This window comes from Phaeobacter sp. 11ANDIMAR09 (assembly GCF_001294455.1).
Taxonomy (GTDB): Bacteria; Pseudomonadota; Alphaproteobacteria; order Rhodobacterales; family Rhodobacteraceae; genus Pseudophaeobacter.
On the sequence record NZ_LIKT01000016.1, the window covers coordinates 32,663 to 58,475 of the forward strand.

Annotated in this window: 27 protein-coding genes; 12 read left to right on the plus strand and 15 right to left on the minus strand. The window is 58.3% G+C overall.

Translation table 11 applies throughout. The features are described from left to right. The first annotated feature begins 73 nt into the window (after positions 1-73). The 3 genes from AN476_RS13940 to AN476_RS13950 all read left to right on the plus strand — a co-directional run bounded on the left by AN476_RS13940 (position 74) and on the right by AN476_RS13950 (position 2,822). On the plus strand, positions 74-571 hold the full coding sequence (locus tag AN476_RS13940; RefSeq protein WP_054462209.1) for a TRAP transporter small permease: 498 nt from the start codon (positions 74-76) through the stop codon (positions 569-571). Between the two features lie 48 nt (positions 572-619). After that, entirely contained in the window at positions 620-1,960 is a 1,341-nt protein-coding gene (locus AN476_RS13945) for a TRAP transporter large permease (RefSeq protein WP_054462210.1), read from the plus strand. Positions 1,961-2,027: 67 nt separating this feature from the next. Next, positions 2,028-2,822 (plus strand): IclR family transcriptional regulator, encoded by a 795-nt coding sequence (locus AN476_RS13950; RefSeq protein ID WP_054462211.1) that lies wholly within the window; start codon positions 2,028-2,030, stop codon positions 2,820-2,822. A 47-nt stretch (positions 2,823-2,869) separates the two neighbouring features. On the opposite strand, the gene AN476_RS13955 is transcribed toward AN476_RS13950, so the two are convergent. Continuing rightward, positions 2,870-3,391, minus strand: a complete 522-nt coding sequence (locus AN476_RS13955; RefSeq protein ID WP_054462212.1) for a CBS domain-containing protein — start codon at positions 3,389-3,391, stop codon at positions 2,870-2,872. A gap of 123 nt (positions 3,392-3,514) precedes the next feature. Here AN476_RS13955 and AN476_RS13960 point away from each other — a divergent pair, with 123 nt between their 5' ends. After that, entirely contained in the window at positions 3,515-3,703 is a 189-nt protein-coding gene (locus AN476_RS13960) for a hypothetical protein (RefSeq protein WP_054462213.1), read from the plus strand. Between the two features lie 69 nt (positions 3,704-3,772). Here AN476_RS13960 and AN476_RS13965 read toward each other — a convergent pair whose 3' ends face one another. From AN476_RS13965 to AN476_RS13980, 4 genes are all read right to left on the minus strand, one after another. Continuing rightward, positions 3,773-4,147: a cupin domain-containing protein gene (locus AN476_RS13965; protein WP_253279903.1), complete on the minus strand. Its 375-nt coding sequence runs from the start codon at positions 4,145-4,147 to the stop codon at positions 3,773-3,775. A 24-nt stretch (positions 4,148-4,171) separates the two neighbouring features. Beyond that, positions 4,172-5,503, minus strand: coding sequence for an FAD-binding oxidoreductase (locus tag AN476_RS13970; protein WP_054462215.1), 1,332 nt, complete (start codon positions 5,501-5,503; stop codon positions 4,172-4,174). Between the two features lie 213 nt (positions 5,504-5,716). Next, positions 5,717-5,965, minus strand: a complete 249-nt coding sequence (gene nqrM / locus AN476_RS13975) for a (Na+)-NQR maturation NqrM (RefSeq protein WP_054462216.1) — start codon at positions 5,963-5,965, stop codon at positions 5,717-5,719. Between the two features lie 11 nt (positions 5,966-5,976). Continuing rightward, positions 5,977-7,002 (minus strand): FAD:protein FMN transferase, encoded by a 1,026-nt coding sequence (locus tag AN476_RS13980; protein ID WP_054462217.1) that lies wholly within the window; start codon positions 7,000-7,002, stop codon positions 5,977-5,979. Positions 7,003-7,212: 210 nt separating this feature from the next. Here AN476_RS13980 and AN476_RS13985 point away from each other — a divergent pair, with 210 nt between their 5' ends. The 6 genes from AN476_RS13985 to nqrF are packed head-to-tail and all read left to right on the plus strand — an operon-like array spanning position 7,213 to position 13,052. Next, a complete protein-coding gene (locus tag AN476_RS13985) occupies positions 7,213-8,550 on the plus strand; it encodes a Na(+)-translocating NADH-quinone reductase subunit A (RefSeq protein ID WP_054462261.1) in 1,338 nt (445 codons plus the stop codon). Positions 8,551-8,554: 4 nt separating this feature from the next. Then, positions 8,555-9,754 (plus strand): NADH:ubiquinone reductase (Na(+)-transporting) subunit B, encoded by a 1,200-nt coding sequence (locus AN476_RS13990; protein WP_054462218.1) that lies wholly within the window; start codon positions 8,555-8,557, stop codon positions 9,752-9,754. Further along, positions 9,747-10,553, plus strand: a complete 807-nt coding sequence (locus AN476_RS13995; protein ID WP_054462219.1) for a Na(+)-translocating NADH-quinone reductase subunit C — start codon at positions 9,747-9,749, stop codon at positions 10,551-10,553. Before AN476_RS13990 ends, AN476_RS13995 begins: the two co-directional genes overlap by 8 nt. Beyond that, the gene (locus tag AN476_RS14000; RefSeq protein ID WP_054462220.1) at positions 10,553-11,206 is read left to right on the plus strand and encodes an NADH:ubiquinone reductase (Na(+)-transporting) subunit D; all 654 of its coding nucleotides are present in this window, start codon (positions 10,553-10,555) and stop codon (positions 11,204-11,206) included. The genes AN476_RS13995 and AN476_RS14000 overlap by 1 nt, the downstream gene beginning before the upstream one ends. Further along, positions 11,206-11,814 (plus strand): NADH:ubiquinone reductase (Na(+)-transporting) subunit E, encoded by a 609-nt coding sequence (nqrE, locus tag AN476_RS14005; RefSeq protein WP_054462221.1) that lies wholly within the window; start codon positions 11,206-11,208, stop codon positions 11,812-11,814. The genes AN476_RS14000 and nqrE overlap by 1 nt, the downstream gene beginning before the upstream one ends. A 14-nt stretch (positions 11,815-11,828) precedes the next feature. After that, a complete protein-coding gene (gene nqrF, locus AN476_RS14010) occupies positions 11,829-13,052 on the plus strand; it encodes an NADH:ubiquinone reductase (Na(+)-transporting) subunit F (RefSeq protein WP_054462222.1) in 1,224 nt (407 codons plus the stop codon). 110 nt (positions 13,053-13,162) lie between these two features. Here the strand turns inward: nqrF and AN476_RS14015 are convergent, their stop codons facing one another. Further along, a complete protein-coding gene (locus tag AN476_RS14015; protein ID WP_054462223.1) occupies positions 13,163-13,603 on the minus strand; it encodes a MarR family winged helix-turn-helix transcriptional regulator in 441 nt (146 codons plus the stop codon). A 167-nt stretch (positions 13,604-13,770) separates the two neighbouring features. On the opposite strand from AN476_RS14015, the gene AN476_RS14020 reads away from it, so the two are divergent. After that, positions 13,771-15,687, plus strand: coding sequence for an FAD-dependent monooxygenase (locus AN476_RS14020; protein ID WP_054462262.1), 1,917 nt, complete (start codon positions 13,771-13,773; stop codon positions 15,685-15,687). 30 nt (positions 15,688-15,717) lie between these two features. Here AN476_RS14020 and sbnB read toward each other — a convergent pair whose 3' ends face one another. Next, positions 15,718-16,737 carry a 2,3-diaminopropionate biosynthesis protein SbnB gene (gene sbnB / locus AN476_RS14025; RefSeq protein WP_054462224.1) on the minus strand — a complete coding sequence of 340 codons (1,020 nt, stop codon included), beginning with the start codon at positions 16,735-16,737 and terminating at the stop codon, positions 15,718-15,720. A 1-nt stretch (position 16,738) separates the two neighbouring features. Then, a complete protein-coding gene (gene sbnA / locus AN476_RS14030) occupies positions 16,739-17,737 on the minus strand; it encodes a 2,3-diaminopropionate biosynthesis protein SbnA (RefSeq protein WP_054462225.1) in 999 nt (332 codons plus the stop codon). 169 nt (positions 17,738-17,906) lie between these two features. Here sbnA and AN476_RS14035 point away from each other — a divergent pair, with 169 nt between their 5' ends. Next, complete coding sequence (locus AN476_RS14035) at positions 17,907-18,536, plus strand: 4'-phosphopantetheinyl transferase superfamily protein (RefSeq protein ID WP_172684832.1); 630 nt, start codon at positions 17,907-17,909, stop codon at positions 18,534-18,536. Here the strand turns inward: AN476_RS14035 and AN476_RS14040 are convergent. The 7 genes from AN476_RS14040 to AN476_RS14070 are packed head-to-tail and all read right to left on the minus strand — an operon-like array spanning position 18,508 to position 25,709. Then, positions 18,508-19,683 carry a hypothetical protein gene (locus AN476_RS14040; RefSeq protein ID WP_054462227.1) on the minus strand — a complete coding sequence of 392 codons (1,176 nt, stop codon included), beginning with the start codon at positions 19,681-19,683 and terminating at the stop codon, positions 18,508-18,510. The genes AN476_RS14035 and AN476_RS14040 overlap by 29 nt on opposite strands. Beyond that, positions 19,680-20,822: an acyl-CoA dehydrogenase family protein gene (locus AN476_RS14045; protein WP_054462228.1), complete on the minus strand. Its 1,143-nt coding sequence runs from the start codon at positions 20,820-20,822 to the stop codon at positions 19,680-19,682. The genes AN476_RS14040 and AN476_RS14045 overlap by 4 nt, the downstream gene beginning before the upstream one ends. After that, positions 20,819-21,079: an acyl carrier protein gene (locus AN476_RS14050; RefSeq protein WP_054462263.1), complete on the minus strand. Its 261-nt coding sequence runs from the start codon at positions 21,077-21,079 to the stop codon at positions 20,819-20,821. Before AN476_RS14050 ends, AN476_RS14045 begins: the two co-directional genes overlap by 4 nt. A 13-nt stretch (positions 21,080-21,092) precedes the next feature. Beyond that, the gene (locus tag AN476_RS14055) at positions 21,093-21,947 is read right to left on the minus strand and encodes a 3-hydroxyacyl-CoA dehydrogenase family protein (protein ID WP_054462229.1); all 855 of its coding nucleotides are present in this window, start codon (positions 21,945-21,947) and stop codon (positions 21,093-21,095) included. A gap of 2 nt (positions 21,948-21,949) precedes the next feature. Then, the gene (locus tag AN476_RS14060; protein WP_054462230.1) at positions 21,950-22,603 is read right to left on the minus strand and encodes a hypothetical protein; all 654 of its coding nucleotides are present in this window, start codon (positions 22,601-22,603) and stop codon (positions 21,950-21,952) included. Continuing rightward, complete coding sequence (asnB, locus tag AN476_RS14065; protein WP_054462231.1) at positions 22,603-24,468, minus strand: asparagine synthase (glutamine-hydrolyzing); 1,866 nt, start codon at positions 24,466-24,468, stop codon at positions 22,603-22,605. The genes AN476_RS14060 and asnB overlap by 1 nt, the downstream gene beginning before the upstream one ends. A 2-nt stretch (positions 24,469-24,470) precedes the next feature. After that, positions 24,471-25,709 carry a pyridoxal-phosphate dependent enzyme gene (locus tag AN476_RS14070; protein WP_157063764.1) on the minus strand — a complete coding sequence of 413 codons (1,239 nt, stop codon included), beginning with the start codon at positions 25,707-25,709 and terminating at the stop codon, positions 24,471-24,473. Positions 25,710-25,813: the final 104 nt, after the last annotated feature.

The following is a 25,813-nucleotide window of genomic DNA, read 5'->3' on the forward strand; positions in this document are numbered from 1 at the left end:
GATCTGCGACCCCGGGGCAGGGAATAGATTGCCCCGGGGTCGCAATAATCCAATACTTGCAGGGAGGGGCGAGATGCTGGACCGGATCGAAAGACTTTGTATCGACGTGGCGACGGCTTCGATCATTTTGCTGGCGTTGATGATCTTTGCCGATGTGATTGCGCTAAATCTGTTCAAATCTTCAGTGCCGGATGCGGTGATCATCGTGCGCGAGCTAATGGTTCTGGCGATCATCATGCCCCTGGCAGCGGCGACGACCCAACGGGCGCATATCTCGGTAGAGTTTCTCACCAATATGTTGCCACCCCGTGTGGTCAATCACTTCGTGATCTTTGGCACCCTGTTTGGGATCTTTGCCCTCAGCCCGCTAATCTATTCGGGCGGCAAAGAGTTGATGCATCAGATCAACACAGGCAGCGCCTTTTACGGAGATCTCAACCTGCCGCAATGGCCGGGTAGGTTGGCCTTTGTCATTGGCATTTCCCTGTGCTGGCTGCGGTTGGTGGTCATGGCCATTGGCGATATCGTCACCGTCTGGCGTGGCGGCACCATCGAGACCTCACCACATTAAGGGCATGCGCCCTTTCTCAAGAATACTTCAATTTCGGGAATAGACTTCATGGATCCGGCAACGATTGGATTACTGGCCTTTGGCCTGATGCTGGTGCTTTTGGCGATGCGGGTGCCGATTGCCTTTGCGCTGATCGGCGTGGCGACACTGGCGGCCTTTACTATTTTTGCCTTCAGAACCGGCACCTTTATGCCGGAACGAGCGATCCGGGCGACCTCGTCTTTGGTGTTTTCCAATTCCTTTGATCTGGTTCACAGCTTTGATCTGTCGATGATCCCGCTGTTTGTGGCGCTTGGCAATATTGCCTATCGCGCGGGCATTACCACGGCGGTCTACAATTCCGCCAAGGTCTGGCTGGTGCGACAGCGCGGTGGTTTGGCTGTGGCCTCGGTCGTGGGGTGCGGGGGATTTTCCGCCATCACCGGGTCGAGCCTTGCCTGTGCTTCGACCATGGGAAAGATCTGCACGCCGGAAATGTTGCGACTGGGTTATGATCCGCGTCTAGCGACGGCAAGCGTGGCGGCGGGCGGCACATTGGGGTCGCTGATCCCGCCAAGCATCCTGTTCATCATCTATGCCATTTTCACAGAAACCTCGGTCAGCAAGCTATTCCTGGCAGGGGTTTTGCCGGGGCTGTTGACGCTGGCAGGCTTTGTACTGGTGATCTGGGTCTGGATCCGGGTCAATCCCAAACTGGTCCCCGAACAGGGCGTAGCTGCCAGCTGGGCCGAGAAGATGGCCGCCGTGCGCGAGGCCTGGCCTGCGGCGCTGATCTTTGTGATCATCGTGGTTGGCATCTATGGCGGCTTTTTCACCGCCACAGCGGCGGCGGCGGTCAGCGTGGTTGTCACCACTCTGATCGGTTTTGGCCAGAAACGCCTGACCCTGCAGGGGCTATGGGAGGCGGTGCGCGAAACCTGCGTGCAGACCTCGGCGATCTTTGTGGTGGCGGCGGGTGCCAAGATCTTTGTCGCGGCGATTGCTCTGACTGGCATGGCACCGGCGCTGGTGCAGTGGGTGGCGGATGCACAGCTGACACCCATGATGCTGCTCATTTGCATCTGTGTGGTCTATCTGATGCTGGGGATGTTTCTGGACCCCATCGGCATCATGGTGCTGACCCTGCCGCTGGTGGTGCCGCTGGTTGAATCCTATGGCATGAACCTGATCTGGTTTGGGGTTGTGGTGGTCAAGCTGCTGGAGATCGGGTTGATCACCCCGCCGGTTGGGCTGAATGTCTTTGTCCTGGCCAATGTTGTCGGACGTGAGGCGCCGATCGGCACTGTCTTTGCAGGTATTTGGAGGTTCTTGTGCGTCGATGTGGTGGTGCTTGCGCTGATTGTAGGCTTTCCCTCGATTTCATTGCTGCTGTCGATGACGGCGAGATGAACAGGCTTTTTCAACAGTAGGAAATTCTATAAGTTGGAATTTCCTACCATAAAGGGAACATGCGGCCATGCCAGATCTGAAAGACGACAAGCGATTTGCCAATACTCTGGCGCGCGGCCTGAATGTGCTGCGTGCTTTTGGGCCCAATGATGATGGCCTTGGCAATCTGGAGATTTCAGAGCGCACCGGCCTGCCGCGTTCAACTGTGTCGCGGCTGACCTTTACTCTTTGTGCATTGGGGTATCTGACCCATGGCCACCATCATGACAAATATCGCCTGGGGCCTGCGGCCCTGGCGCTTGGCAATATTGCCGGCGCGTCCTTTGGCTTTGTGGAAACTGCCGGGCCGATCATGCAAAAACTGGCTGATGCCACCAAGACTTTGATTGGTGTGGCAATCCAGGACGATGGCAAGATGCTGATCGTCAAAACCTGGCGGCCCCGCAATTCGACCACCACCTGGTTGAATGTTGGCTATCGGATGCCAATGCTGCAGTCCTCTTCGGGGGCGGCCTTTCTGGGGGCCTTGGGGCGCAGCGAGCTTGAGAAACTGACCCAGGGCATGACGCCGGAGGATCAGGCCCAGTACGCGGAGTTTGCTGGTCAGGCGCAGTCCAGTCTGCTGAGCGATGGCTATGCCTTTGTGCGTGGAGAACAACGGTTCAACGCCACTATTAACGCTATTGCCACCCCCTATCGACCCTCGGAATTTGGCGAGCCAGTGGCGTTCCTAAGCGGTGCGCGCAAAGCGGATCTGGCGGATGAGCAGGTCACGGAAACCGTCGGGCCAGCTTTGGTGACAGCGGTGCAGGAGCTTTTGCATATCACCGGGCGGCGCTTTCCCATCATGCTCGAGGACTGAGGGACAGTGTTTGCCCTCCTGCCGCTCTGTGGCAGAAGGGCAGGGGGTTAGCCGACGATCATCTGCTTGAGCTGAAGCGCTTCATATTCCAATGCGTTCAGGCGGTAGTTCACCACATCGCCGATGGTCAACATACCGCAGAGCGTTCCGTTGCTCACCACTGGCATGTGACGAAACCGGCCTTCATTCATGCGACGCAACACCGTGACCAAAGGATCACCAGGGGCGCAGGTCTCGACCTTGGTGGTCATGTTCTCGCCCACCGTCTGCGGCAGGGTTTGCCCAGGAGTCTCGGCCAGTTTGCGCACGATGTCGCGCTCGGACAGGATGCCTTCCAATGTGCCATCAATCCCGGTGACCAGCAGCGCCCCGATGCGGCGATCCCGCAGGACGGTAACAGCGGTGCTGAGCGTATCGCTGGACGAGATGGTATAGGTGGTTCCGCCCTTTTTGCTGATCAACTGTTCGACCGTTGTTTGCTCCTGCGAGAGATTGCTCTGGGCAGACTGGCTGTGCGTGGTCTTTTTGGCCTGATCCCCGCGGCTGGGGGCCTGATAAGAACTTGGCATGTTGAAATGCTCCCTGTTGTTGGCGGCGTGTGGTTGTCTAAGTATCCCGTGCTGTGTCATTCAGTTTAGACAACTTGGTGCCTTAGGGTAGCTTAGACGACAAAATGCCTTAGGGGGAATAGCTTGCTTGCCTCGCAGATCACACTGACGCCGCTTATCGCCACGATTTTGATTTTTCTAGCAGTGCTGGCGGGCAACCGGTATCGCCGGGTCTGGAAAGCCGAAGGGCCGCGTTGGCAGCTCTGGCTCTTTGGCTTGATTGCGGCTCTGGCCCTGCTGATATTAGCCTTTGTGCCGATGCAGGGGATTTAGGTCGAGCAGCCAAAATCAAAGGCCCGCCCGTGTTCCGGGGGCTTTTGGAAAGACAAGGGCGCGCACGGTCTAGGCGTCAGCGCTGATCACAAATAATTTGCGCATGTGTTCGTGAATGGTCCATTCGCCGACCCAGCCCTGTGGCAATACTAACAGATCTCCGGGGCCAATTTCGCGGGTGTTTGACCCATCGACATGGCTCACCGATGCGCGCCCCGAAATGATGTGGCAGTATTCACCCGCTGCGGTGCGGTCCGCGGTGAACCGTCCAGGGGTGCATTCCCAAACCCCAATCGAAGTGCCGCCATTCGGCGCTTCCCACAATACATTGGCAGCCTCGGTCTGACCCTCGGTGCGGCTGGTGGGTTTGAGCTTGAACTCTCCTACCGGAGTGTCCGCCAGGTTCTTGAAACTGTCGAGTGAGATCATGATCGTCTTTCGCATTCTGCTCTGAGTGAGAAGGGAGGTTTACCGGCTGCGCGCGGCCTGGCGCAGTTCGAACTGGTCTTGCCAGCGGTACCAGGTGACGGCGGCGGGCAGGAACCAGGGGGTGCCGCGATAAAAGGGCCGGGTCGGGAACTTTAATCCGTCAAGTGCGGTTGCGCCTTCGCTGAGGCCGAGGATCTTTTGCCCGACCCGCATGCCAAAATAGCTGGCCAGCGACACGCCAGTGCCGCAGTAACCGGTGGAATAATACATGCCTTGGTGCATGCCCACATGGGGTAGCCCGTCAAAGGTATAGCCGACTTGCCCGGTCCAGGAATGGGAGATACCATAGTCGCGCAACTGCGGGAAAATTCGGCACATGTCCTGGTGCAGTTTGGGGCCGCTGACAGATGGGTCGGTTTCCTTGGCCGAGACCCGCCCCCCAAACAGAACCCGGCTGCGATCCGGTGAGGGGCGAAAATAGTAGACCACCTTGCAGGTGTCATTGATGATCCGGTTGCTCGGAAACAACTCATCCATCAGCCCGGGCGGGATGGGATCAGTGGCGATCACATAGCTGCCAATGGGGATGATGCGCCGTTGCAGCCAGGGAGACAGCGGGCCGCTATAGCCTCCGGTTGCGATCATCACTTCCCGGGCTTGAACCATGCCTTTGGCGGTTTTGAGCCTAAACCCATTTGCCTCTTTGCTGACCTCTTCAACGGGGCAGTTACCGGTGACATGCACCCCGGCCTCAAGTGCCCGCTGCAGCAGGGCGCGGTGGTATTTTGCCGGATCAAGCGAGGCATGATGAGGAAAAACCATGCCGCCAAAATAACTGTCCGACCCCAGCTCGCTGTGCTGCTGGTGCCTTGGAACCGCATAGGCCTCGGCGCCCTCGGTCCTGTTCAATACATCGGCCGAGCGCTGAAGCGCGTCAAAATGTTTGGGGCTATGGGCGGCGTGATACCGGCCACAACGGGTGAAATCGCAGTCCAGCTGCTCGGACTGGACGAATTGTTCCAGCCAGTTCAGGGCATCAAAGCCTTCCTGCCGAATGGCGCGGGCCTTTGCGGCATCATAGCGGGCGGTCAGTTTTTCCAGACTGGGCTTGATGCTGGTGCTGATCTGGCCGCCGTTTCTGGTGCTACAACCCCAGCCGGGATTGCCAGCCTCCAGAACCATTGTTGATCGACCGGCGCGCGCCGTGACCAGAGCAGCGTTCAAGCCAGTGTAGCCAGACCCCAAAATGGCCACATCCACCTGAGGCAAGGGGTCAGACGGCGTATCTGGCGCAACTGGCAGACTCTCCAACCAATAGACCTCTCGGCTGTCTTGTGGGGCAGGGGAGGCAGAGCGGTGGTTTGTTGTCATTTGGGTTGATCCTGGGGCACGTCTGAATTCCATAAGTCCCAGGCTATTTTGTTGCCGGGTCGAGAGGAAGAGACGAGAGAAGCTGGGGTGTTTCTAGCCCCGTTGCGACACCGAGACAAAAAGTCATGGTTCTGCCTAGTTTATTGACCCAGAATAGAAAAAGGCGACCGCTGGGGCCGCCTTGCAAAAAGCTGGATAGGGCAAAACCTGTTGTCAGGTGTCGGCGCGCATCTCGGCTTCCATTTGTTCGACCATCTTGCGGGCCCGCTTGCACTGCAGCTTGTCGCGCAAGGGGCTGTCGGGGTCGATGTCCTTGCTGCACACCACACATTTGTCGGCGCCAGAAATGGCATTCAGCCCACCGCAGCTGCCCTTGATGGTCTTACCCATCAGCAAAACGCCCAGCGACATGCCCAGCATGACAAGTGCCAAAAGCCCAAAGGTGAGAAGGAAGGTTGCCATGGGGTCTGTCCTTACGGCTTGGCTTGCAGTTTGGAGAACTGCGAGCTGGTGGTGGTTTCAAAGCCTGTTGCACCGGAATCGGGGCTGCGTGCAATGAACAAAACCGCGAGCCCTTCAGATTCGGCAATTCTGAGCCCACGCTCCTGGCCCAAGGCCAGCAAGGCGGTGGCCCAACCATCGGCCATCATGGCGTTTTCCGCCAGAACGGTCACCGAAGCCGTGCCATGGGTGATGGGGCGGCCCGTCACCCCGTCGATGATATGCGAATAGCGGATGCCATTCTGTTCGAAGTAATTGCGATAGTCCCCCGAGGTGGCCATGCCGAGACCCGAGACATCAACCACTTCTTCGATTGTCTGGCTGGCGGCATCGGGGCGTTCAATTCCAATGCGCCAGGCTTCGCCCTGTGGGTTGTGGCCTGCCGTAACCAGATCACCGCCAATTTCGACCATGTAGTCGCGGATCCCAGCCTCGGCCAGAACCGCAGCGACCTGATCAACGCCATATCCTTTGGCGATGGCCGCCAGATAGACCGAGGTCTCGGGCAGATGTTTGGCCAGGGTGGCGGCGCCGCTGTCCAGGGTCAGAACCTTGCTCTGGCCCACAACATCAAGTGCGGCGGCGATTTTCTCATCTGCGGGCACCGGGCTGTCGGGGGTCCGGGCGCCAAAGCCCCAAATTTCGATCAGTGGCCCCAGGGTCACATCAAACAGGCCTTCGCTCTTGTCATGGATCGCATTTGCAGCAGTCATGACAGAGGTCAGCTCGGGCGAGATCTTGATCGGATCAGAGGAGGTCGCGCTGTTGAACCGCGAGATTTCGGAGTTCGGATCCCAGTTCGACATCTGGCTGTTCACTTTGGCCAGGGTCGCAGTGATTGCCGCTTCCAGGGCATCCGATGACAGATCCGCCGTTTTGTCGATGGCGACGATATTGTAACTCGTTCCCATGGTCTCGCCGCTGAACTTCAGCGTGACGGGATCTGATTTACAGGCTGCTAAGAAAAACATCAAAGCGACAAGAAAGAGACGTGCCATTTGTTCACCTACCCTTGAAACGCCCTTGTATTGTACGCTATTCGCGGCCCTGTCAATCAAGGGCGGATTCAGTCGGAAATGGCACGGTAACGGGCTTTTTCGTTTTTCCCTGTGGGAAAATGGTCCGGATCAGACTATTTGCAGGCCGAATCCGAACGACGGCCCAGACATGTTGGTTCAGACCCAACAGCAAAAGAAGAAGAGATAGAGTTGCGGCAATATAAGCTACGAAAAGGACTCGAGCTTCCGGTTGCGGGTACCCCCGCGCAGGAAATTCATGATGGTCCCGCAGTCAGGACCGTTGCCCTGCTGGGCAGCGACTACCTGGGTTTGAAACCCCGTCTTGCGGTGCAGGAGGGCGATGTCATCGCCGCCGGTGCCCCGGTCTTTGCCCATAAGGACACGCCTGATGTCCAGGTGGTCGCGCCGATCTCCGGTCGCGTCAAAGCGGTGAACCGCGGCGCACGCCGGGTGCTGATCAGCGTCGAGATCGAAGTGGACGCTGCCGCAGCAGAGCCCGTCGATTTCTCCGGCGTCGGCGATGTTGCCACGTCTGAGGGCCTGGTAGAGCGCCTGTGTGCCGCGGGTCTGTGGACCTCTTTCCGCACGCGCCCCTATTCCAAGGTGCCCGCCTCCGATACGCGCCCTGCCGCGATTTATGTGACGGCGATGGACTCCGAGCCCCTCTCGGCAGATGCCAGCGTCATCATCAACGCAGCGGCGGATGATTTTGCGGCGGGTCTCAAGGCCATTGCGGGTCTGAGCGAAGGCAAAACCTATCTGTGTCAGTCCAGCACAGCCTCCATCCCCAGCGCTGAGGGTGTTGAGGTTGTCGGCTTTGATGGGCCGCATCCTGCTGGCCTTGCCGGCACCCATATGCATTTCATCGAGCCCCCCACCGGCACCAAGACCGTTTGGTCCATCGGCTATCAGGACGTGATCGCCATTGGTCGCCTGCTGGCGACCGGCGTAATCAACCCTGAACGCATCGTGGCGCTTTCAGGTCCTCTGGTTAACAGCCCTCGTCTGCTGCGCACTGTTGAAGGCGCCTCCATGGCAGATTTGACTGCGGGTGAAGTTGACGCTTCGGTTGCGGCGCGGATGATTTCCGGCTCGATCCTTTCGGGTCGTGCGGGCGAAGGCGGTGATGGCTATATGGGCCGCTATGCGCGTCAGATCACCGTGATCGAAGAAGATCACAAGCAAATCCCCATGGGCTGGATTCGCCCGATGGCGAGCAAATATGCGGTGCAGCCGGTGCTTGGCTCGCTGTTTTCCAAAAAGCTCTATGCGCTGACATCCAACCTCAACGGTGGTCGCCGCGCCATGGTGCCCACTGGTACGTTTGAGCAGCTGATGCCGCAGGACTATCTGCCAACGCAGCTTTTGCGTGCGTTGCTGGTCATGGATACCGATCAGGCTCAGGCGCTGGGGGCGCTGGAACTGGACGAAGAAGATCTCGGGCTGGTCGGCTTTGCCTGCCCGGCAAAATACGAATACGGACTGGCGCTGCGCGACAGTCTGACGAAGATCGAAAAGGAGGGATAGTCTCTTGGGTCTCCGTAACTTTTTTGACCGCATTGAGCCGAATTTTACCAAAGGCGGCAAGTGGGAGAAACTGTTCCCCATCTATGAGATGGTGGAAAGCTTCCTCTACACACCTAAGACGGTCACCACCGTTGCACCTCATGCGCGGTCCTATATCGATATGAAGCGGATCATGACCTATGTGGTCATCGCGACGATCCCATGTATTCTGTTTGGCCTGTATAACACGGGCCTGCAGGTCAATACCGCCATTGGCACCTATGGGGCCTCGGGTTGGCGCGCTGCGCTGATCGAGTTCTTTGGCATTGGCTTCAACCCGGAAAACCCGCTGGGCAATATGCTGCACGGGCTTTTGTATTTCCTGCCGATCTATATCACCACGCTGGTGGTGGGTGGTATTTTTGAGGTGATCTTTGCCACCGTGCGCGGCCACGAGGTCAACGAAGGCTTCCTGGTGACTTCGATGCTTTATGCACTGATCGTCCCTGTGAGCATTCCATTGTGGCAGGTTGGCCTTGGCATTGCCTTTGGCGTCGTCATCGGCAAAGAAGTCTTTGGCGGTACAGGCAAGAACTTCCTGAACCCCGCGTTGACCGGTCGTGCTTTCCTCTATTTTGCCTATCCAGCCTATATGTCTGGTGACAGCATCTGGACGCCTGTTGACGGTTTCTCCGGCGCCACGGCTCTGTCGGTTTCTGCCTCGGCTGGTTTTGATCAGCTGGCGGCCAACGGGATCGAGTGGATGGATGCCTTTGTCGGCACGATCCAGGGCTCCTTTGGCGAGACCTCTACGATTGCCTGCCTGATCGGTCTGGCCTTTCTGTTGATAACCAAGATTGCCAACTGGCGTCTGATCGTCGGCTGCATGGCAGGCATGGTGGGTTTCTCGCTGCTGCTCAACACCATTGGGTCTGACAGCAACCCGATGTTTGCGATGCCCTGGTATTGGCATTTGGTAACCGGTGGTTTTGCCTTTGGCATGGTCTTTATGGTCACTGAGCCGGTGTCTGCCAGCCATACCAATATGGGCCGCTACATCTACGGCGCGCTGATTGGCTTCATGGTGGTGATGATCCGGGTGATCAACCCGGCCTTCCCCGAAGGCATGATGCTGGCCATCCTATTCGGCAACGTCTTTGCGCCGCTGATCGACTATTTTGTTGTGCAGGCCAATATCAAACGGAGAGCGAAGCGTCATGTCTGAGCAAACCAACAAAGGCGCGATTCAGCGCTTCCTTGAGGCCTCACCAGATTCCACCGGCAAAACTCTGTTTGTCGCCGTGGCGCTCTGCCTCTTTGCTTCGATGGTTGTCTCCGCAGCTGCGGTGGCCCTGCGTCCAACGCAGGAAGCCAACAAGCTGAAAGACAAGCAGATCAACATTCTGCAGGTCGCAGGTCTTTATGAGCCCGGCGTCGATATCACCGAGGCCTTTAGCGCTTCGTTTGAACCAAAGGTGCTGGAGCTGGCCACCGGTCGCTTTACCGATGCGTTCGACGTTGCCACCTTTGACGATCGCGCTTCTGCGGATGATCCGGCGACCTCCACCGCTTTGGAAGATGACCCGGCCTCGATTGGCCGTCAGTCGAAATACATGACCGTCTATCTGCTGAAAGATGACGCGGGCGAGATCGACAAGGTGATTCTGCCGCTGCATGGCTATGGTCTGTGGTCGACGCTCTATGGCTTTATCGCTGTGGAAGAAAACGCCAATGACATCTTTGGCCTGCAGTTCTACAGCCATGCCGAGACCCCCGGTCTGGGTGCCGAGGTGGACAACCCCCGCTGGAAGGCGCTGTGGAACGGCAAGCGCCTGGCGGATGACAATGGCGAATTGCAGATCACCGTGGCCAAAACCGCACCTGCCGCTGGCAAAGACTTCCATGTGGATGCGCTCTCCGGTGCGACGCTGACCTCGGTCGGTGTCGACAATCTGGTGCGCTTCTGGATGGGTGAAACCGGCTATGCCCCCTTCCTTGCCAATCTCAAAGCAGGAGATTTCTGATGGCCCAGACACGTAGGGAAATGCTGCTCGACCCATTGGTCGACAACAACCCGATTACCCTGCAGGTGCTTGGCATCTGTTCCGCCCTGGCGGTGACCTCCTCGCTCAAGGTGGCGCTGGTGATGACCCTCGCGGTAACCCTGGTGACGGCGTTCTCGTCGATGTTCATCTCGATCCTGCGCAACCAAATCCCCAGCTCGATCCGGATCATCGTACAGATGGTGATCATCGCCTCCTTGGTGATCCTGGTCGATCAGGTGCTCAAGGCCTATGCCTTTGAGATCTCAAAAACCCTGTCGGTTTTTGTCGGTCTGATCATCACCAACTGTATCGTCATGGGCCGCGCCGAAGCTTTTGCCATGAAGAATCCGCCCATGGCTTCCTTCATCGACGGCATCGGCAATGGTCTGGGCTATGGCCTGATCCTGATGCTGGTTGGCTTCTTCCGCGAGCTCTTTGGCTCTGGCTCGCTCTTTGGCGTGACCATTCTGGAAACCGTGAACAACGGTGGCTGGTATGTCCCCAATGGCCTGCTGCTGCTGCCGCCCTCTGCTTTCTTTGTCATCGGTCTTTTGATCTGGGCCTTCCGCACATGGAAACCAGGACAGGTAGAAGAGCGTGAATATAAAATCCAAGTCGTAGAGGCCCACTGATGGAAGCGCTCCTCTCTCTTGCGGTCAAGGCAATCTTTGTTGAGAACCTGGCCCTCTCCTTCTTCCTCGGCATGTGTACCTTCATTGCCGTGTCCAAGAAAATCTCAACCGCGATTGGTCTGGGGATTTCGGTGATGATCGTGCAGGCCATCACCGTGCCCGCCAACAACCTGATCCTGACCTATCTGCTGGCGCCCGGCGCGCTGGCCTGGGCCGGGTTCCCGGATGTGGATCTGACCTTCCTTGGTCTGATCTCTTACATCGGCGTGATTGCTGCACTGGTGCAGATCCTCGAGATGGTTTTGGATAAATACTTTCCGCCGCTCTACAACGCACTAGGTATCTTTCTGCCGCTGATCACCGTGAACTGCGCCATCCTCGGGGGCTCGCTCTTTATGGTGGAACGCGACTACGGCTTTGCCGAGGCGGCGACCTATGGTCTGTCTTCGGGCTTTGGCTGGGCGCTGGCGATTACCGCCATGGCCGGTGTACGCGAAAAGCTTAAATACTCTGACATCCCGGATGGTTTGCAGGGTCTTGGCATCACCTTCATCACTGCAGGACTTATGGCCATGGCCTTCATGTCCTTCAGTGGCGTGAAACTGTAAGGGGGGCTGACACAATGGCTACTTTTGGACTTGGCATTGTCCTCTTCACCCTGATCGTTCTGGCGCTAGTCAGCATCATCATCGCGGCCCGTTCCAAGCTGGTGTCGACCGGCAATGTGAACATCACCATCAACGGCGAGAAAACCATCTCAGTTCCCGCTGGGGGCAAACTGCTGCAGACGCTGGCAGCTGAAAAGCTGTTTGTGCCTTCAGCCTGTGGCGGCGGCGGCACCTGTGCCCAGTGTCGCGTGCGGGTGCATTCCGGCGGCGGGTCTATCCTGCCGACCGAAGAAGGCCATATCACCAAGCGTGAAGCCGGTTGCGGTGACCGTCTGTCCTGTCAGGTTGCGGTCAAACAGGACATGGAAGTGGAGGTGCCCGAAGAGGTGTTTGGCGTGAAAAAGTGGGAATGCACCGTGCGTTCCAACGAAAACGTCGCCACCTTCATCAAGGCGCTGGTTCTCGATCTGCCCGAAGGCGAAGACGTGAACTTCCGCGCGGGTGGTTACATCCAGATCGAAGCTCCGGCCCATGCGCTGAAATACACCGATTTTGACATCGAAGAAGAGTACCGCGAGGACTGGGACCGCTTTAACCTCTGGCAGTATGAGTCGGTGGTGAATGAGCCAGTTGAACGCGCGTATTCCATGGCCAACTACCCGGATGAGAAGGGCATGATCATGCTCAACGTGCGGGTGGCCTCTCCGCCCCCCGGCTCAGAGGGCATCCCTGCCGGCCTGATGTCGAGCTACATCTTCAACCTGAAGCCCGGTGACAAGGTAACGATCTCTGGTCCCTTTGGTGAGTTCTTTGCCCGCGACACCCAAAAAGAGATGGTTTTCATTGGTGGTGGTGCTGGCATGGCTCCGATGCGCAGCCATATCTTTGACCAGCTCAAGCGACTTGAAAATCGCGATCGCAAGATCTCCTTCTGGTACGGTGCGCGCTCCAAGAAAGAGATGTTCTTTGTCGAAGATTTCGACACGCTGGCAGAGGAGTTTGACAACTTTGACTGGCACGTGGCCCTGTCGGATGCGATGCCCGAGGACGAGTGGGAAGGCTATACCGGCTTTATCCATAACGTGCTGTTCGAAGAGTATCTGAAGAACCATCCCGCACCCGAAGACTGCGAGTTCTACATGTGTGGCCCGCCGATCATGAACCAGTCGGTGATCAACATGTTGCTCGACCTTGGGGTCGACCGCGAAGACATCATGCTGGACGACTTCGGCGGCTAAGCCACTCCAATAAAACCAATAAAAGGGCGGCTCCTGTTTCAGAGGCCGCCTTTTTATTGTTTGATTGGTGTTTGAGCGAGCGCCGTCTTTTGTTCTAGAAAGGCCGCTGCTCAGTCCGTTTCCTGGGGCGCGGATTTGCCCAGGGCTTTGCGGCTCAGATCCAGAAAGATCCTGCGTTCCTGCGGCGTCAGCTCTTGCAGCATTTCATCTTGCATCCGTTCCACCTTTGGCAGGATCTCCTGAAACAGAGCGCGGCCTGTTTCTGTAAGCCGGACCTCGCGGGCGCGCCGATCCTTTTCGCTGACGGTGCGGGTGACATGTCCCTTTTGAACCAGCCGGTCGATCACCCCGCCAATGGTGGCGCGGTCATAGGCGATCTTGGCGGCGACCCCAGCCTGGTCAATGCCTGGGTTCGAGGCGATAGTGTCCATGGCCGCAAACTGGACAGGGGTAAGATCCACGCCATCTTCCTGCATCTGTTTGGCAAAGATATGGGTCGATGTCTGGTTCAGGCGCCTGATCAGGTGACCTGCCATTTCCTGAACTTTCATCGGTCTCTTTCTCCCACATTTCCGTACCCTATGTGCTGTTTATTACAGGCTGGGCGACGATGATAGCAGGGGCTGGATTGTTTCTTGACTCAATATAGTAAGTATAGTTATTAAAATGAGAGCTAGGTGATCCGCGAGGATCTGGTCTAAAAATGGGGGATGCGGTGATGCAGTTTTACAAGGACGGTTTTCGAGGAGGCGATCCTGATGTGAAACCCGCGGCACCTTCAGTCCGGAGCTATGAGACCTTCGCGCCCCTGCCGGATAAAGTGGATGTGCTGATTGCAGGCTGTGGTCCTGCTGGCCTGTGTCTGGCGGCTCAGCTGGCCCAGTTTCCTGAGATCACGACCATGATTGTTGACCCAAAACCGGGTCCGATCGAAAAGGGACAGGCCGATGGGGTCAACACCCGCAGTATGGAGATGTTCCAGGCCTTTGGCTTTGGCGAGACGGTTAAACGCGAAAGTTATTGGGTGAACCAGACGGCCTTTTGGTCGCCTGACCCTGACAATGCAGCGCATATCCGCCGCATTGGGAGGGTGCAGGATGTGCCCGAGGGCTCTTCGGAAATGCCGCATACGCTGATCAACCAGGCGCGGGTGCATGAGCTGTTTCTGAATGTGATGAATAATGCCCCAAGCCGGTTACAGCCGGATTACTCTTGGGCGGTGCAGGGCGTAGAGGTCGATCCCGGCAGGGCGGATCATCCGGTAACTGTGACGCTGGAGCAGACTGGCGTCAACCTGGGTGAAATCAGGACAGTGCGGGCCAATTATGTGGTGGGCTGTGATGGGGCGCGCTCAACGGTGCGGCAGGCCATTGGCGGCGAGCTGCACGGCGATGCAGCGCATCAGGCCTGGGGTGTGATGGATATCCTGGCCAATACGGATTTCCCCGATGTGCGGCAGAAATGTCTGATCACTTCGGCCGAGGAGGGCAATATTCTGATCCTCCCCCGCGAGGGTGGTTATTTGTTTCGGATGTATGTGGAACTGGACAAGCTGAACCCGGATGAACGGGTCTCGGCGCGAAAGTTTTCCGCCGAAGATATGATTGCGGCGGCCAATCGTATCCTCACCCCCTATACCCTGGAGGTGAAAGAGGTGGTCTGGTGGTCCATTTATGAGATTGGCCATCGCCTGACCGATCGTTTTGACAATACTCCGAAGGGGTCAACCGAAAAACCGCGGGTCTTTACCGCTGGAGACGCCTGCCACACCCATAGTCCAAAGGCCGGGCAGGGGATGAATGTCTCGATGCAGGACAGTTTCAATCTGGGCTGGAAACTGGCGCAGGTTCTCAAAGGGCGCTCTGATCCGGATTTGTTGTGCACCTATTCTGCGGAACGCTGGGTCGAGGCGAAGCGACTGATTGAGACCGACCACAAATGGGCGCGGATCATGTCTGCCCCCCCTGGAGAATCCGAACTGGATGACGGTGGTATGCCGCGTTTCCAAAAGCAGTTTATCGAAAATTTGGAGTTCACCGGCGGGTTGGCGGTGAAATATGACCGCTCGCGACTGACAGGCGGAAGCAGCCACCAGGGTTTGGCTCCCGGGTTTGAGATTGGCCGCCGCTTTCACTCGGCGCCGGTTGTCCGGGTGAGCGATGCCATGCAGATGCAGCTGGGCCATGTCGCAGAAGCGGATGGTCGTTGGCGGATCTATGCCTTTGCCGGAGAGACCTGCCAAGCGGGGTCAGGTCTCTACGGGCTTTGCGACTGGCTGATGAAGGATTCTCATTCGGTTGTGCAGAAATATCGCCATAAGGAAGAGGACATCGATGCTGTGATCGACCTGCGCGCCATCTTTCAGCAGGATTTTGAGGCGATACTGGATTTGAAGCTGGCCGAGATCCTGAAACCGCACAGGGGTGAGATGGGGCTACAGGACCACGAAAAGGTGTTTTGCGTCGATCACAAGGGGGCAGGGGATATCTACCAGATGCGCGGAATTGACCGCCAGGCGGGCTGCATGGTTGTGGTGCGGCCGGATCAATATATTGCCCATGTTTTGCCGCTTGAAGCCCATGACCAGCTGAGCGATTTTTTCGCCGGGATTTTCCTGCCGCTGGCCCCGAGCTGACAGTTGCCTTTGGTCTGTTTCCAAAGCGGGTCACTGGCCAAAGAAATCAGGCAGCTCCAGACTGTCCCCACGCGCGACGGCCTTGGCGTAGACATAACTCGCCAGGGCCACATCCAGGACCCCCATGCCAAAGGGCGAATAGATCACTGGCTTGCGATCCGTGAGGGTCACATTGCCCTCAATCACCTGGGTGAGAGAGCCGGCAACAAAATCGCGCCCACCAGATAGGGTCTCGGCAAGATGGGGAGAGGTCTGCGCCTTGAGGCAATGGTCCACATCGTCAAAGACATTCTGTGCCGCTAGGATTTGCTGCGGTGCGATATCGCGTAAAGATACGTTTAAAATGGTCTGTCCAGGGGAAAACTGAAACGTTTCAGGTAGGTAGGGCGTTACCGCGTTGGTGGCAAAGACCACGAGTTCCGCATCCAACGCCTGCTCCAAGCCGACAGATTGCGCTGCAAGGCCGCAGCCCTCTGCGGCATGGTCAACCAGCGATGCGGCGGTGTCTGGATTGAGGTCGTGGCAATAGACCTTACCGATGTGCCAACCCCGGGCGCAAAACTGGTACAGAATATTGCGGGAAATCAGCCCCCCGCCGACAAAGGCGATGGATTTTACCCGACGTCCCAGGTTTGAACAATGATCCGCCCCCAGCACGGCGGAGGCTGCCGTGCGCATGGCGCTGATCTGTGCCCCTTCCAGAACCGCAAAGGGGTAGCCGGTTTCAGCGTCGTTGAGGATGATCACGGCTGAGGCGCGGTCCAGTCCTTTGCTCAGATTGGCGGGGTAGCTGGCGATCCACTTGATGCCCGAGACCTGGAGGTCCTTGGTGGCGATGGCGGCGGGCAGGGCAATGATACGGTTGCGGTCGCTGTCGGGAAAGCGCAGAAAATAGCTGTCAGGATTGACCGTTTCTTGCTGGTGATGCGCCTGATAGGCACGCGCCACCAATTGTTCGATCTCCTCGGCATTGCCCTGCAGCACCTTGCGGATTGCATCCGCTTTGATCAGCTGCAGGCCAGGCTTTGGGGGTTGGGGTTCGGTTTCCATGTCAGCTGACCTCGCTTGCCGCCTCTTCCAATCGTTGCCGGGGACGGTCGGCGCTTAGATCCAGCGCGGGTAGGGCGCCATAGACCTCCTGCACCCAGGCGTCGTTGTAGACCGTGTCCAGGTATTTTTCGCCGCCATCCGGCGAGAGCGCGACGACTTTGGTCCCTTTGGAAAATAGATCTGCACGGGCCCGAATGCCGGCCAGAACCGACCCGGTGGAGCCCCCTGCCAGATAGCCATGGCTGGTGGCCAGCCAGCGACACAGGCGTATGGCTTCTGGTTCGGGAACCAGGACGCTATGGCGCAGCTTGTCGGCCTGATAGATTTCCGGGATGCGGCTGGTGCCGAGACCGGGAATGAAACGCGGGCCAGCTTGGCCGCCAAAGGTGATGGAGCCGGTTGAATCTACCGCCAAAACCTGGGCCGGATGACGGATACCGTCGAAATAGTCGAGAAACCCCATGAGAGTGCCGGTGGTGCCAGCTCCAACAACGACCCAATCGGCCTCCGGGTGAGCCATAGCGATCTCGACCGCTGTAAGCCGCGCATGGGCCGCCGGGTTGGCTGGATTTGCATATTGGTTGGTCCAATAAAGGGTAGGATCGGCCGCTAGCATTTCTTTGATTAAGGCAATGCGGGTTCCCAGATATCCCCCCTGTGCATCGCGGGCGGTGACTTGGATAACCTTACCGCCAAAGGCATGGATCATGGCCACGCTTTGGGCGGAAACATTCGGATCTACCACACTGGTAAAACCATAGCCGCGTTTTGCACAGAGAGCGGCCAGTGAAATGCCTAGATTGCCGGAGGTGGATTCAATAACCGTGCCACCGGGTTGCAACCTACCCGAGCGTTCAGCCGCATCAATCAGGCTGATAGCCGTTTTGTGTTTGATGGATCCCGAAGGGTTTACGGATTCTATTTTCAGAAACAACTCCGCCTCAATCAGACCGGATAATTTCATAAAGAAGGCATCTGGTAATTCATCTCTAGCGGGCATTTAACCTCCAAGCAGCTTTCTAAAGTTTGAAAACCACTATAACGAGTAATAATGTATGATGATTCAGTCAATAGGGGCGTTTGTCTTGGAAAGGCCATATCTCCGGTCAAATACAATAAAATCAGGCATTTCGCTCTTTCTTTGTTTGGTGAATGCGCCAGGTAGCAGTTTGGTTTCGGCCCTGTTGCCTGGGTTGACGGATCAAGAACGCCAAAGAGCTGCGCGCTTTGTCTGCCCTGAGGCGCTGCATCTGTTTGTTCTGTCTCATGCCGCTTTGCACTGGGCCCTGCGGGGCGCCGGAATTTGTAGCTACAGCTTTGCCTGCACTGCGCAGGGCAAACCCTATCTGGCCGATCACCCTGCGTTGCATTTTAATTTGTCGCATACAAAGGGGTTGATTGCTGTGGCGCTGAGCGCGGGCCATCCGGTTGGTGTGGATGTCGAACGGCTGACGACCCCACAAACCTACCGTGAACTAGCCCCGCGTGTCATGACCCCAGCGGAGTGTACCTATATGGCGGCGCAACAAAGGCCAGAGGATCGCTTTACCCAGCTCTGGTCTGCCAAAGAGGCGCTGATGAAGGCGACCGGGCTTGGTTTTACCCTGCCGCCGCAGGACATCGAATTTGCGGGACCAAAGCCCACCCTGACCCGTCTGCCCACCACTCAGGGTCCGGTCGCAACATGGCAGCTGCGTACCCAACGTTTGCCGGGGCATTGGCTCGCCCTGGCTGCGCAGGCTCCAGCGCTGGCGTTTGATCCGATCCACCTCAGTCCGCAGGATCTTGTGGCGCCATGACAGCTCTGCGCACAGGATCGGGCCAGCCCGAAGGATCCAGGCCCTTTTGACGCACAAAGGCATAGAGCCAGCGCTCCAACCCAAAACCCATACAGGCACTTTCGGCCCTGGTTCCGTCGGCAAAAGCAATGTCATAGGTGCTGGTGTAGAAATCACGGTGCAGGTTGAAGCTGGAGGCCGCTAGGGGGGCGTCCCGGTCTGATATGTGAAACAGCAGCTCGTATTTCACCTCTCCCATTCGCTGATAGACCACCTTGTCTCGGCTGCTATCCACAAAAAAAGGATCATTCGCCAGCTCGAGACTGACCTGCATCCCCAGGGTCTCGCAAAAGGCAAACACCCGCTCCATCACCTCGGCACGCAGCCGGGTCAGTTCCGCTCCGGAGCCAAAAAATACAATGTCGCGCACTGAAAAATCCCAGCCGCGCGACAGGGGTTGAAACCGGTTAGCCTCGTAGCGGAACACATGGTTTTGCATGGTCAGCCGTCGCACTTCGCCTCTGGCCAGCCGCAGACCTGCGTGTTGAGAGTAGCAGGGCAGGCAGACCGCGGGGGTCAGCACGTGCTCGGGTCCTTCCATGACGGCGCCCAGCTCGGCTGCGCGGGCTTTGGAGAGCGGTTCCTTGGCCATCTGTGCCACCTGTTCTAGAACTGGCAACTGGTCGGGGAAATGACTGCACAGGGTAACATGCTGGGGAAAATTGCTTGTATAGCCAACCTCTTGCAGCAGTTTGGCAGGCATCATAACCGGATAGTGCTGATCCAGTGCGGCGTAGTCGTCGGCCAGATCCGCAAAGGTGGCCTCAAAGTACCGAAACAGCTTGAGCAACTGTCCAGAGATCCCGGTCAGCCCATCAGCAAAGAAATGCAGATCTTCGCTGGCCGCCAGATCTTCATCCGAGCACCCCTGCGCGCTAGGCGCGGAGGTTTCCCGCAGCACGCGGCGGGCCACCAAACGGTGGGTTTTGCGCATCGCTTCGGCAAATCCCAGGGCTTCGCCCATCTTGGCTTCTCCGGTCGCGGAGATCTGCGCTATGCCGTCGGGCTGCAGCTCTACCGTCACCCCAATCGCCAGTAACCCGTCAACAATGGCAAGCCGGCTTTCTGGAGTCAGCGCCGTGAGGTCAAAATCACAGGTCCGGGTCATGAGAGATGCACCTCTGAGAGGGACAGCCGGGCGATCATGCTTTCCAGCACCTGGGTGGTGCCCTCGATCACCTCCATGATCCGTGAGTCGCGATGGAATAGCGCCATGGGGGTGTTGGGGCCGATGCCTTCGGCGCCAAAGATCTGCTGCGCATCGCGGGTGACGCGTCCGACCATCTGCGAGGCAAAGTATTTGGCCATGGTTGCCTGTTTCGCCGCATCCATCTGGCGCAGGGCGCGCGCGGTGGCGGCCGATTGGCACATCAGCCTGGCGGCGTGGATGTCCGTTGCCATACGGGCCAGCATTTGCTGCACCAGTTGGAAGTCACCAATTGGCTTGCCAAATTGCTGGCGGGTCTTGGCCCGCCGCAGCGCCAATGTGCAGGCGGCATCTGCCAGGCCGACACAGCCCCAGGCGAGGTTAAGCCGCCCGGCCTCCAGCCCAGTGACCGCGACATGCGACGCTCCAAAACCGGGGCGGCCCAACAGGTGATCCTCGGGCAGATAGGCCGCCTCTAGGTGCAGATTGGCCATCATATAACCGCGGCACCCCAACAGGCCCTCGATAGGGGCAATGCGCAGGCCCTTGGTCTGTTTTGGCAGCAAAAAGGCCGTTGGTCCGGCTTCCGTTTTGGCGATCAAAACAAAGAGGTCTGCAAAATCTCCACAGGTAATCCAGGCTTTTTGACCGGTGAGCTCATAGCCGCCTGAAACGGGTCTGGCCTGGGTCTGCACCGCCGAGATGTCGCTGCCAACTTCGGGCTCGGTCATGGCAATCGCGCAGCAGATCTCGCCGCTGAGCACCCGTGGCATCCACTGGGATCTTTGTGCTTTGCTGCTCCATTTTGCCAGCGCGCTGCCCCCCATGTGGTGGACATTCAGCACCCCCTGAACCGAGGCGCTGGCCGCGCCCAGGGCCTGATGCATCTGGCCATGGTCCAGGCTTGCAGAAAGTGCCTCCGCCTGATCTGTTGCGGGCCCGCCAGGAAAGCCACTGGCAAAGGCCCCAGCCTGGCGTAGCGCCATAATCACCTGTTGCGGCACCCGGGCGTCCTGATCAATCTGGGCGGCCAAGGGCGCTATGACCTCCTGCGCCAGGCTGTCCCATCGGGTATGGTCCGGAGTGGTCTGGACAGTCACGCGGCGGCCATGGCTTGCTTGCGGGCAACCAGGGCGGCAACGCGATTGATCGAACGAAAATTGTCGATCTCCAGATCTTCTGCTTCAATGTCCAGGCCAAAATGTGATTCAACAAAAGCAACCAGCTGCATGGCAAACATGGAATTGCCATAGCCGGCTTCAAAGATATCCTGATCGGGTTCGATCTTTGCGCCGTCAAAGGAGCGCGTCATGAATGCGGCGATGGCGCCCTGGGGATTGGTCTTGGTGTCAGTCATGGGAACCTCTTTGTTATTGATCATAGGTGTGAAAGCCGCGCCCGGCCTTGCGTCCGGTTTGCCCGGCATAGACAAGCCGTTTGAGCAGGGGGCAGGGGCGGTACTTGGGGTCGTTGAATTCGTCATAGAGAATATCCAAAGACAGTTTTACGGTATCTAGCCCGATCAGATCAGCGGTCTCTAGCGGACCCATTTTGTGGCCAAAGCAGGTCTTGAACAGCCGGTCCACGCCCTGAACATCGGCCACGCCCTCATGGACTAGAAACATGGCCTCATTGACCATCAGCATCATCACCCGATTGGTGACAAACCCCGGGCTGTCGTTGACCAGAATCGACTGTTTGTTGGCAGCCGCGACCAGATCCGCTGCCGCCTGCAACGCCTGCGGCGTGCTATGGGTGGCACGAATGATTTCGACCATGGGCATGATTGGCGGCGGGTTCATAAAATGCATGCCAATGACGCGGTTAGGATGGCGCGAGAAGCTGGCAATGCGGGTGATCGGGATGGCGGATGTATTGGCGGCGACCGGCGTCTCGGGGGGCAGAATGTGATCAATCTCGTGGTGGACTGCCGTTTTCAGAGCCACGTTTTCGGTGATATTCTCAATCACGAAACCAGTCCCCGACAGAGCTTCCATATCCGTTGTAAATGTCAGCCTGTTCAGGACGCCGGCAGGGGCGGGTAGGGATTTGTGCACCATGCCATAGAGGCGGGCGTTCTTGGTGATGTTTTTGCAGGCGGTTTCCAGCTGCTCGGCGACGCTGTCCACCAGCACCACCTGCAACCCGGATTGAGCAAAAAGTTGGGCAACACCTGATCCAATAGTCCCGGCGCCAACAACGCCGATGGTTCCAAAGTCTCTCATGGCTACTCCTTGGTTTGTGACCTGTTTCTAGGGGCCTTTGCGGCTGCGGGGTGCAGCGCGGCGATGGCCTGCTGTGCCTGGGCTGCCAGTTCCGGCAGCGTGTACATCCCGTCAAGAATCCTGTCGGCCTGCGCTCTGGCCTGCGCCTCTGCCAGGCGATAGGCCTGCCGTTGTGGCCCCAGATATGCCTGAAACTGGGCAGCAAGATCCTCCAGGGCTTCTGCGTGCCAATGCGCATGCGCCGGGTCCGGTTGTGCCTGGGCGCGGCGCAGCGAGCGACGGGCCAGCGCAATGTCCGGGGGTAATTCTAGGTGCAGCGCCAGATCGATCAGCGGCGCAAGGGCGCTGCGGGCGCGGCCAAAGGGATCTTCCAGCAGGATCAGCTCGGCCGGAGCGACTGGCGCGCGACCTCCCGAGGGATGGATGGTTTGATTAGACTGTAGGGCCAGCAGATCATCCGTGAGCCCTGGTGTCTTGATGGCATCCGCAGGGGCACCCTCCGCGACCCATTGCTGGATCTCATCCACATCGGTGCCCAGCTCGACATAGTCATCAAAAAACAACAGGGCCGCGCCGCCCTGCAGTGCCGCGAGGTGGCGCATCAGAGAGCTTTTGCCCGCACCTGAGGTGCCCGAGACAACAACGGTGATGGCCATCATATCCCTCCCGGCCCCAAGCGGGGCATGTCAAAGCATTCCAGGAAAATTCCAAAGCTGAGCACCGTCAAAAGCGCGTCATCCGGCGCCCCGCCGGAAGGCAGCGCAGGCCCTCTCAGTGCAGCGCGTTTGAGCGCTTCCACGGAATCGACGTTAAAGAAGCCCTGGGCGCGGATTGTTGCGGGGGACAAGAGGTCAGCAATCCAGGGGCAGTTCTGCAAGAGCAAAAAGGCGCTGCCCGGGGCGCCAAAGGCAAATTTCTCCCGGTTGATGATTTCTGCGGGGACATGCGGTTTGGCCGCCTGTTTCAGGACATGTTTTTCCTCAAAGCCATGCAGCAATTGGTCCGGTGGGATTTGCGTCACCAGCTGCACGAGATCGCGATCCAAGAAGGGAAAGCGCCCCTCGACTGAATTGGCCATCAGCATCCGGTCCCCGTGATCGCCAAGCAGGTGATCCCCAAGGCGCAGTTTGAAATCCAGGTAGGAGCGTTGGTGAATCACATGCCGATCCTTGACTTTGCTTGGGTCCACCAGCGCAGTATTGGAAAAGCAAAACTGCTGTAGTTGGTCCGCCAGCGGGGCCGAATAAAGCCAGCGGCGCTGTGCTTCGTGGGCAAGGAGGTCTTTTTCATAGAACAGATCCGCTGCCCCAAAGGCTCTGGCGCGCAGTTCAGCCTCGGCGGCGGGTGGATCGACCTGGCCACGTAGGGCCCGAAAGGCATCATAACGATAGCCCAGGTAGCCCGCGAACAGCTCGTCTGCGCCTTCACCCGACAGCACAACCGGCACCCCGGCGTCACGGGTGGCAGCCGAGAGCGCCAGCGACGCGGTGTTGTAGCTTTCTTTGATTGGGCATTCGGCGTGCCAGATGGATTGCCGCAGAGCGGCGGCGATATCTTCGGCGGGATGCAGTGAGCTGCGGTGAATGGTTCCGCATTCTTTGGCAACGAGGCTTTGGTAGCTGTCTTCGTCAAACATCGGTTGATCGAAGGTGATTGAGAAGCTGTTCAGCGCCTCGCAGCCTTGGTCGGCCATCAGAGCGGTGATAAAGGCGCTGTCCAGCCCGCCGCTCAGGTAGCTGCCAACCGGGACATCCGCCATCAATCTGCGCTCGACCGATGCAGCCAAGGAGGCGCAGACCTGCCTGTCATGCTGGGCAGTGCTGTCGGGGGCCTCTGCCGTTGTCGGATAGTTTAGATCCCAATAGGCTGTGCACCGCGTCCCGGCCCCATCCACCACCAGTTTGCATCCGGGCGGCAAGCTGTGAATGCCTTTGAACATGGTTCTGGGGCTGACCAGGCCGGGCAGGGACAGCACTTGATCCAAACCAGTCAGATCCACTTCTCGTTTGATGCCGGGATAGGTCAAGATCGCCTTTATTTCCGAGGCAAAGATCAGGGCATTGCCGTGTTCCGTGTAAAAGAAAGGGGCCACTCCAAAGGGGTCGCGGGCGCAAAACAGACGCTTGTTGTCACTGTCATAGAGGGCAAAGGCGAATTGGCCGTTGAGCTGATCCAACAGTGCCTCACCATGGTCCTCATAGAGGTGGAGGAGGACCTCCACGTCCGAGCCGGTGGCAAAGCGATGGCCCCGTGCCATCAGCCGTTTGCGCAGCTGCGGCGCATTAAAAATCTCGCCATTGCAGATCAGGTGCAGGCTGCCATCCTCGTTGGCGATGGGCTGGTTGCCGCCTTCCAGATCCACAATGGCAAGGCGGCGAAACCCGAGCGCTGCCCTGTCATCCAGAAACATGCCCTCATCATCCGGGCCGCGATGGGCCAGTTGTGCCTGCATTCGGGCCACCACCTGTGGCGAAGCCGGAGGCGGGCCAGATGCGGAAAAAGCGCCACATATTCCGCACATGGCTAGTGCTCCTGCCAGGTGGGCGGGGCCACCAGGGTGTGCCAATCCTCGGGATGCAGGCAGGGGGCGGTCTGGGCCTCAGCGGCGGCAATGGCAACGCGCAGATCCTTGAGCCCGGTTCCGGTGCCCAACAGGACCACCCGCTCATCCGTGGCAAAACCGCCCTGTTGTTGTAGTTTTTCAAACCCGGCATATCCGGCGGCTGAAGAGGGTTCCAGAAAGATGCCAAATCTAGAGGCCATAGCCATGACCGCCTTGGAGATTTCTGCATCATCCACCACCACCGCGCGGCCATTGCTGTGGCGTAGCGCCCGGACGGCGGCGCGTTCATCCATCGGCGCCGGGACATGGATGCTATCGGCGCAGGTGGTCTGCGCCCCGCCTTGTAGACGAGGGTCAAAGGCCTGGGCAATAGGGCAGGCGGCGGCGGTTTGCACTGCCAGCAACCGGGGCAGATGCGGGATCAATCCGCAGGCTTTGAGATCGGAAAACCCTTTGGCCATGGCGCTGAGGATATTGCCATCTCCGGTTGGAACCACCACCCAATCGGGGGGCTGCCAGTCCAATTGTGCCGCTATCTCCAGCGCGCAGGTCTTTTTCCCTTCGCGGGTAAAGGGATTGAGGCCGGTTGTTCGGTTCAGGGCACCGCGCGCCCGTGCCAGGTTGCCAGCAACGGTGCAGGCAGCGGCATAGGGGCCTTCAATTCTGTGCACCTCAGCGCCAAAGGCTTGAATCTGGGCCAGTTTGGCTACCGGAATGTCCCGCGGCACAATCACAGTCACCCGGGTTTTCTGTGCGGCACCTACGGCCGCCAGCGAGGCCGCCGCATTGCCCGTAGAGGCCATGATGACTTCGTCGATCTCAAAGGCCGCCGCCACTGCGAGGACCAGCTCGCTGGCGCGATCCTTGAGCGAGCCGGAGGGGTTTCTGGTCTCATCCTTGAGCCAGAGCCTGGGGCCCTGATGGGGGCCGAGATCCAGCAAGGGGGTGCCGCCAACCTGCAAATGCGAGCCCCAGCCAGCCCTGAGGGGTAAAAAATCTTCAAATTGCCACATGCCAGACTGCGGCGACGTCTGAACCCCATGTCGCAGCCTGTCTGGAGAAGCCGCGAGGGGCTGTGTCAGTTCAAGATTGCCGCCGCAGGCGCAGGCCAGGCTGCGCGCAGTGATGGCGTGCTGGCGCCCACAGTCCAGGCAAGCGCCCGAAATACGATGGAATTGGGATAGATCGGATAGCTCCACGTTCCCTCCCTGTGTTGGTCAAAACAACCGTCCACACCGTCACAGAGGCCTTGGATGGCCCTGACTGAACGGTCCGAAGCGTTGCGGGTCGCCAAATTCATCGT